This is a genomic window from Synechococcus sp. H55.9 (assembly GCF_047462355.1).
Classification (GTDB): domain Bacteria; phylum Cyanobacteriota; class Cyanobacteriia; order Thermostichales; family Thermostichaceae; genus Thermostichus.
In genome coordinates this window covers 8,371-15,244 of sequence record NZ_JANSJB010000067.1, presented here as the reverse complement: position 1 = coordinate 15,244, position 6,874 = coordinate 8,371, and the positions used below count along the sequence as shown (strand labels likewise).

Here is a 6,874-nt window from a genome sequence, read left to right as displayed (position 1 = left end):
GCTCCAAGTCATCCAGAAAACCCAGCCGGTCATCCCAGCGCCCGGCGGCCTTGGCCTGCATCAGCCGATCCATAAAGTGCAGGTCGGTAAAGGCATCGCGGCCATAGATGACTTGGCCCTTGTAGGTCTGGCGGCAGTCTTCTTCCACAAAGCGGCGGGTAAGGGCCGCCCCCCCTAGGATCACAGGCACGGCGATGCCCCGCTCGTTAAACACCTCCAGATTTTCTTTCATAAACGCAGTGGATTTCACCAACAGGCCGCTCATGGCAATGCAGTCGGGTTTGTACTTTTCATAAGCCTCGATGATGTTTTCCACCGGCTGCTTGATGCCCAAATTGATGACCTTGTAGCCGTTGTTGGTGAGGATGATGTCCACCAGGTTTTTGCCGATGTCGTGGACATCCCCCTTGACGGTGGCGATCAAGAAGGTGCCCTTGCACACCTCCCCGCCCACCTTTTCCATGAAGGGCTCTAGGTATTTCACCGCCGCCTTCATGGTTTCTGCCGACTGCAGCACAAAAGGCAGTTGCATTTTGCCGGCGCCAAAAAGCTCCCCCACCTCCTTCATGCCGTCCAGCAAAAAGGTATTGATGATCTCCAGGGGGGAGTATTTCTGCAGCGCCTCCGCCAGGGTCTCCTCCAGGCCGATGCGCTCCCCGTCGATGATGTGCCGCCGCAGCCGCTCCTCCAGCGGCAGCTTGGCCAGGGATCCGGCAGCGCGCAGCTCCTGGCTGGAAACCCCTGCAAACAGCTCCGTCAGCCGCGCCAGGGGATCGTAGGTGCAGATGCCCTCAGCGTTAAACTGCCGCCGATCCCAGATCAGATCCCGGCACACCTGCTGCTGCTCCTCCGGGATCTTGCTTAGGGGCAGGATTTTGGCGGCGCTGACGATGGCGGCATCCAGCCCGGCCTGGCGGCACTCGTGCAAAAACACCGAGTTCAAGACCACGCGGGCTGCCGGCGAAAGTCCAAAGGAGATGTTGGAGATGCCCAAGAGGATGTGGGTATCGGGGAAAGCCTGGCGGATGCGGCGGATCCCTTCCAGGGTGGCCGCTCCGTTGGCGCGGTCTTCCTCAATGCCGGTGGAGATGGGCAAAGCCAAGGGGTCAAAGAAAATCTCGTAGGGCGGGATCCCGTACTCAACTGCCTGGCGATAGGCCCGCTCGGCAATCTGGAACTTCTTCTCGGCGGTGCGGGCCATGCCCTCCTCGTCGATGGTGCCGATGACCACCCCCGCGCCGTAGGTCTTGGCCAGCTCCAGCACCTTGAGGAAGCGCTCTTCCCCATCCTCGTAGTTGGTGGAGTTGAGCAGGCACTTGCCCCCGGCCACCTTGAGGCCAGCCTCCATCTTCTGCCAGTCGGTGGAATCCAGCATCAGGGGAAGCGGGATCTGGGTCACCAGCCGCGAGACCAGCTCCCGCATATCCCGCACCCCATCCCGGCCCACGTAGTCCACGTTCACGTCGAGGATGTGGGATCCCTCCCGCACCTGCTCCCGCGCCAGGGCCACCAGGCCGTCCCAATCTTCAGCGTTGAGCAGCTCCCGCATCTTCTTGGAGCCGCTGGCATTGAGCCGCTCGCCGATGATTAAAAACGAGTTGTCCTGGAGGTAGGGCTGGGGCGAGTAGATCGAGGCGGCAGCCTGGATGCGCTCGACGGCGCGGCGTTTGGGCCGCAACCCCTGGACGGCTGCCACCAAGGCGGCGATGTGCTCCGGGCGGGTGCCGCAGCAGCCCCCCACCACCGCCACCCCCAGATCCCGCACAAAGTGTTCCAGGTGGAAGCGCAACTGCTCCGGCGTCAGCTTGTAGTGGGCCTTGCCGCCGATGTTTTCCGGCAGACCGGCGTTGGGGATGCAGGAGATGGGGAAGGGGGAATGGCGGGAGAGGTAGCGGATGTGCTCGGCCATCTTGTCCGGCCCGGTGGCGCAGTTGAGGCCCAGCACATCGATGGGGTAGGGCTCCAGGACGGCCAGCGCCGCCCCGATCTCCGTGCCCACCAGCATCGTCCCCTGCACCTCAAAGGTCAGGGACACCACCACCGGCAGGCGGATCCCCCGCCGGGCCAACTCCTGCTGCACGGCCACCAAGGCCGCCTTGGTCTGCAGAATGTCCTGACAGGTCTCGATAATGAGGAGATCCGCCCCGCCGTCGAGGAGCCCCCGCACCTGCTCCTCATAGGCAGCCCGCATCTGGTCAAAGCCGATGTGCCCCAGGGTGGGCAGCTTGGTGGTGGGGCCGATGGAGCCGGCCACAAAACGAGGCTTTTCCGGCGTTGAGAACTCGGCTGCCACCCGCTTGGCCAGCCGCGCCGCCGCCACGTTTAGCTCGTAGGCTTTTTCCGGGATCCCGTACTCGGCCAAGACAATCGAGGTGGCGCCAAAGGTATTGGTCTCGATGACGTCGGCCCCCACCTCCAGAAAACCCCGGTGAACCTGCGCCACCGCCTCCGGCTTGCTCAGCACCAGGATCTCGTTGCAGCCTTCCAGCTCCGGCCCACCAAAATCGGCTGCCGTCAGGTTCTGGGCTTGCAGAGAGGATCCCATTGCCCCGTCGAAGACGATCACACGTTCCTGGAGATGCTGTAGGAAGGGATGGGTCATAGGCGGTGCGGCGCAGGCAGGGATCAAGTTGGATCTAAAGAAAGTCTGATTTAAGGTAGCATTGAGCCTTTCGCTTGGACTAGACCGAGGCCAGGGATCCGACTTTGGTTATTGAGGTGGATTTAACATTTTCTTTGCCTGCCCCGTTGCTGTTTCCCCAAGGTCGGGCTAATTTAGGGAAGACGTTTTGGTGAGAACGGCTACAGTTGCCTGCAAGTGCTCCCTTTGAGGCCATTTGCTGCCTGCTGTAGAGGGATCTTCTTCTCCTAGGTTGGAGTGGTTGAGGTGCTGAATGTCCTGTCCCCCTGGTGAAGTGCCTCGCCTGCCGTCGCAAGATTGGCGAAGAAAAAGATCCGCCTTTCGCAACTGCGAGAGGCTCCGTCCATCAAGATGAGTCTTGCGCCAGTTCAGTTAAGCCCCATGAGCGATATCTGCTTCCAGATTGACCGGAGCAATCGCCTATTAGAAGCGGGCAAGCCAGGTTTTGGTTTGCCGGTCTAACTCTCTCACTCTGGCGCTGTGGGAGGCGGCAGAGCTGCAACTGGCTCTCCTCCTTTTGGCGTCTAGCCTCCTCTAGTCACCTTCTGTTGTCTGTGATCAGGATCACGAGGAACTCAGCATGGCTCAAGCAAAGGAATTGGTGCAGTCTGGTCAAACAGCGCTTCTCGAACCGGATCTGGAAAATCCATCTTCCAGCGCTCTGGAGTTGGAGAGTGGGACGGACACGCTCGAGAGCGAACTGGATACCGGTGACACTGATGCTTTTGATGAGGATGAGGACGAAGAAGAGGTAGCAGACGAGGATGGCGAGACTGTCGCCGTCGGTGCCAAGGGTCGTTCGAAGCGCAAAGCGGCCAGTAAGAAAAAGCCCTACACCGATGACTCCATCCGGGTCTATTTACAGGAAATCGGGCGCATCCGGCTGCTGCGGGCCGATGAGGAAATCGAGCTGGCCCGCAAAATTGCCGATCTGCTGGAGCTAGAGCGCGCTCGCGAGGCCGTTTTTCAGCGCATGGGCCTCTGGTCGGATCCAGAGGAGGTGCCCGACACCCTCTGGGCAGAGGAAGTCAAAATGTCCCTGCCGGAATTTCGGCGGCGGTTGCATCGGGGGCGGCGGGCCAAAGAAAAGATGGTGCAATCCAACCTGCGCTTGGTGGTGTCCATCGCCAAAAAATACATGAACCGGGGCTTGTCGTTTCAGGATCTTATCCAAGAGGGATCCCTGGGCCTGATCCGGGCAGCGGAAAAGTTTGACCACGAGAAGGGCTACAAGTTTTCCACCTATGCCACCTGGTGGATCCGCCAGGCCATCACCCGCGCCATTGCCGACCAATCCCGCACCATTCGCCTGCCCGTCCACCTCTACGAGACGATCTCCCGCATCAAAAAGGTGACCAAGTTGCTTTCTCAGGAGCTGGGCCGCAAGCCCACCGAAGAGGAGATCGCCACCCGCATGGAGATCACCATCGAAAAGTTGCGCTTTATCGCCAAGTCGGCCCAGCTCCCCATTTCTTTAGAAACGCCCATCGGCAAGGAAGAGGATTCGCGCCTGGGCGACTTTATCGAGTCCGACGGGGAGACGCCGGAGGATCGGGTGGCCAAAGTCTTGCTCAGAGAAGATCTGGAGAGCGTTTTGGAAACCCTCACCCCCCGCGAACGGGATGTGCTGAAGCTGCGCTACGGCCTGGATGACGGCCGCATGAAAACCTTGGAAGAAATCGGCCAGATCTTTAATGTAACCCGCGAGCGGATCCGGCAGATCGAGGCTAAGGCTCTGCGCAAGCTGCGCCACCCCAATCGCAACAGTGTGTTGAAAGAGTACATCCGCTAGGATCCGGTCTTAGGATGGACTCAGTTGCCGCTGCCAACCGACGTATGGAGCCTCTTCAGCATGAACCCCCATGAGACGCCGGATCCCAACTCCTCTGCAAAGGCCGACGGGGAGGGCAGGGATCTGCCTCCGGCCAGGCTGGAGTACCACGTGGAGGAGTTTAAGATCAGCGGGGACGAGCTGTTGGCCAAGATCCGCGAGCTGATCGAAGAGGCCAATGTTCGCCGCATCTTGATCAAAAATGCCGAAGGGCAGACGTTGATCGAGATCCCTCTGGGCGTAGGAGTGGCCGCAGGGGTGTTGGGGGCGGCTCTGTTTCCGGTGTTGGCGGCTGTGGGAGCGATCGGAGCTCTGGTGGCCAAGCTGACCATTGTTGTGGAGCGAACCATTCGCGATGATTCCTAGCCCGCCAAGCTTGTTCCAGCGGCTGATGCCCGCCTCAAGGCCGAGCCGGTGAGGCGTTTGTGGGCAGCTTTGACTTTCTACACCGCCTTGCCTTTGGGGCGGGCGGGTGGGCTATCGTTTGAGGGCATCGCCGCCTGGCTGCCGGTGGTAGGCCTGCTGCTGGGCGGGATCCTCTCCCTGGCGGCGCTTCTGCTGCAGATGTTCCCAAATGCGGTGCGAGCGGCTTTGCTGGTGGCTCTGTGGGCTCTGTTGACCGGTGGGCTGCACCTAGACGGGGTGGCCGATACGGCTGATGGCCTGGCGATCAACGTCCACAAACATCCTCAGGCAGGGGATCCGCAACCGTCGGCCCGGCACCTGGAGGGATCCCGCCGCCTGCAGGTGATGAGCGACAGCCACACCGGGGCCTATGGGGTGCTGGCCTTGCTGCTGCTGCTGCTGCTGAAATTTGCCGCTCTGAGCAGCCTTCAGGTCTGGCCTCTCTTGCTGCTGGTGCCGGCTTGGGGGCGTTGGGGCCAGTTGCTCGCCATCGCCCTTTACCCCTATCTGCGCCGGCAGGGATCCGCCCGCTTCCTCAAAGACTCCACTGCTCTGCCGGGATCCCTGTGGCCGGGCACGCTGCTGTTGCTGGCCATCACCGGGGGGTTGGGCTGGGCCGGGCTCCTGGCTTGGCAGCCTTTGCTGCTTTGGACGCTGGGATCTGCCCTGGGAGCCCTGGCCGTGGGCTATTGGATCTACCGCCAGTTGGGAGGGCACACGGGGGACACCTACGGAGCTACGGTGGAATGGTCAGAAGCGATAGCCTTGTTGTGGGGATCCCTGCTCGAGCCATCATGAACCTTCTGGCCGCCCTGAAAACCTCCTTCCAGATCACCCTCGCTCCCCTATCCATCGACCGTGTCCACCAAGAGGCATCCCATCCGGGCAATGGGGCAGTGGTGGTGATGAGCGGCTCTGTTCGCGATAACAACCTCAAGCACAACGCCCCCATCTGGGAAAAAGAACACTGGAGGGATGGCAGCAGCGCCTGGGTGAGCATGGGCGCTTGCCAACTCTCTGCGAGAGGATGTTAAGCCCCTCTACAGCAGGCCCACGTGCTCGGCCAAGCCCAACTGCTGACGGGCCGTTTGGCAGTCTTGCTGAATTTGCTGCACCAAATCCGCCACTGCCGGAAACCTCCGCTCTGGGCGAATAAAGCCCTGCAGCGCCACTTGCACCTCTTGCCCGTAGAGATCCCCTGTCCAATCCAGCAGATGTACCTCGACGGTGTGCTGTAGCCCGGCAAACGTGGGGCGGTGACCGATGTTCATCACCCCAGGCAGGGCTGCCGCCGCCGCAGGCACATCCACCCAAACGCTGTACACCCCATCGCGGGGCAAAAACTTCTCCGGGGGCAGGCGCAGATTGGCGGTGGGAAAGCCCAGTTGTCGGCCCCGCTGATCCCCTCGCACCACCTCTCCCATCAGCCGATAGGGGCGACCCAAGAGCGCTGCGGCGGTGGACACCTCCCCGGTCGCCAAGGCAGCGCGAATGCGGGAGCTGCTCACCCGTTCCCCGTTCAGTTGTGCCTCTGGGATCACCTCCACCGGAATGCAGCGCTCGGATCCCCAGGCTTGGAGGGTTTGGGCGTTGCCGGCACGACGGTGGCCAAAGCAGAAATCCCAGCCGACGCTGAGATGGCGAGCGCGCAAGCCCTGTTCCAGTACTGTTTGGATAAACTCTTGGGGCGGCTGGCGGGCAAATGCAGGGGTGAAGGGGAGCAACACCACCTGCTCAAAACCCATCTGCGCCAACAGAGCCAGCTTTTCGGCAGGGGGAGTGAGCAACAGTTGCCGGCGCCCTGTCAGCACTTCTTGGGGATGGGGATGAAAGGTGAGGACGGTGCGCACCCCCTGGAGAGAGTCTCGAATCGGCTGCAGCACCTTCTGATGGCCCAGATGCAGGCCATCGAAGTTGCCGATGGCCACAGCGGTGGGTCGCAAGGTTTGAGCCAAATCAGAAGTTACATGCACAGTTTGGGATCCCGAACAACAGCC

Annotated in this window: 6 protein-coding genes; 4 read left to right on the top strand and 2 right to left on the bottom strand. The window is 61.3% G+C overall.

What is annotated here, in order from left to right:
- The coding region (metH, locus tag NW857_RS09400; RefSeq protein ID WP_414368773.1) for a methionine synthase at positions 1-2,602 on the bottom strand (2,602 nt) is incomplete at its 3' end.
- 619 nt (positions 2,603-3,221) lie between these two features.
- Here metH and rpoD point away from each other — a divergent pair.
- Genes rpoD through NW857_RS09380 form a run of 4 tightly spaced genes read left to right on the top strand, consistent with a single transcriptional unit; the run spans position 3,222 to position 5,911 of the window.
- Positions 3,222-4,433: an RNA polymerase sigma factor RpoD gene (rpoD, locus tag NW857_RS09395; protein WP_414332759.1), complete on the top strand. Its 1,212-nt coding sequence runs from the start codon at positions 3,222-3,224 to the stop codon at positions 4,431-4,433.
- Between the two features lie 60 nt (positions 4,434-4,493).
- A complete protein-coding gene (locus tag NW857_RS09390; RefSeq protein ID WP_414332761.1) occupies positions 4,494-4,838 on the top strand; it encodes a DUF4342 domain-containing protein in 345 nt (114 codons plus the stop codon).
- Positions 4,839-4,886: 48 nt separating this feature from the next.
- A complete protein-coding gene (gene cobS / locus NW857_RS09385) occupies positions 4,887-5,675 on the top strand; it encodes an adenosylcobinamide-GDP ribazoletransferase (RefSeq protein WP_414332763.1) in 789 nt (262 codons plus the stop codon).
- Complete coding sequence (locus NW857_RS09380) at positions 5,672-5,911, top strand: hypothetical protein (RefSeq protein ID WP_414332764.1); 240 nt, start codon at positions 5,672-5,674, stop codon at positions 5,909-5,911. The genes cobS and NW857_RS09380 overlap by 4 nt, the downstream gene beginning before the upstream one ends.
- Positions 5,912-5,917: 6 nt before the next feature.
- On the opposite strand, the gene NW857_RS09375 is transcribed toward NW857_RS09380, so the two are convergent.
- Positions 5,918-6,874 (bottom strand): bifunctional riboflavin kinase/FAD synthetase (locus NW857_RS09375; RefSeq protein WP_414368771.1); only part of this gene is annotated, 957 nt, incomplete at its 5' end.

Coding starts and splice junctions, on each gene's coding strand:
- rpoD (WP_414332759.1), top strand. CDS start 3,222: ATGGCTCAAGCAAAGGAATTGGTGCAGTCTGGTCAAACAGCGCTTCTC.
- NW857_RS09380 (WP_414332764.1), top strand. CDS start 5,672: ATGAACCTTCTGGCCGCCCTGAAAACCTCCTTCCAGATCACCCTCGCT.
- NW857_RS09390 (WP_414332761.1), top strand. CDS start 4,494: ATGAACCCCCATGAGACGCCGGATCCCAACTCCTCTGCAAAGGCCGAC.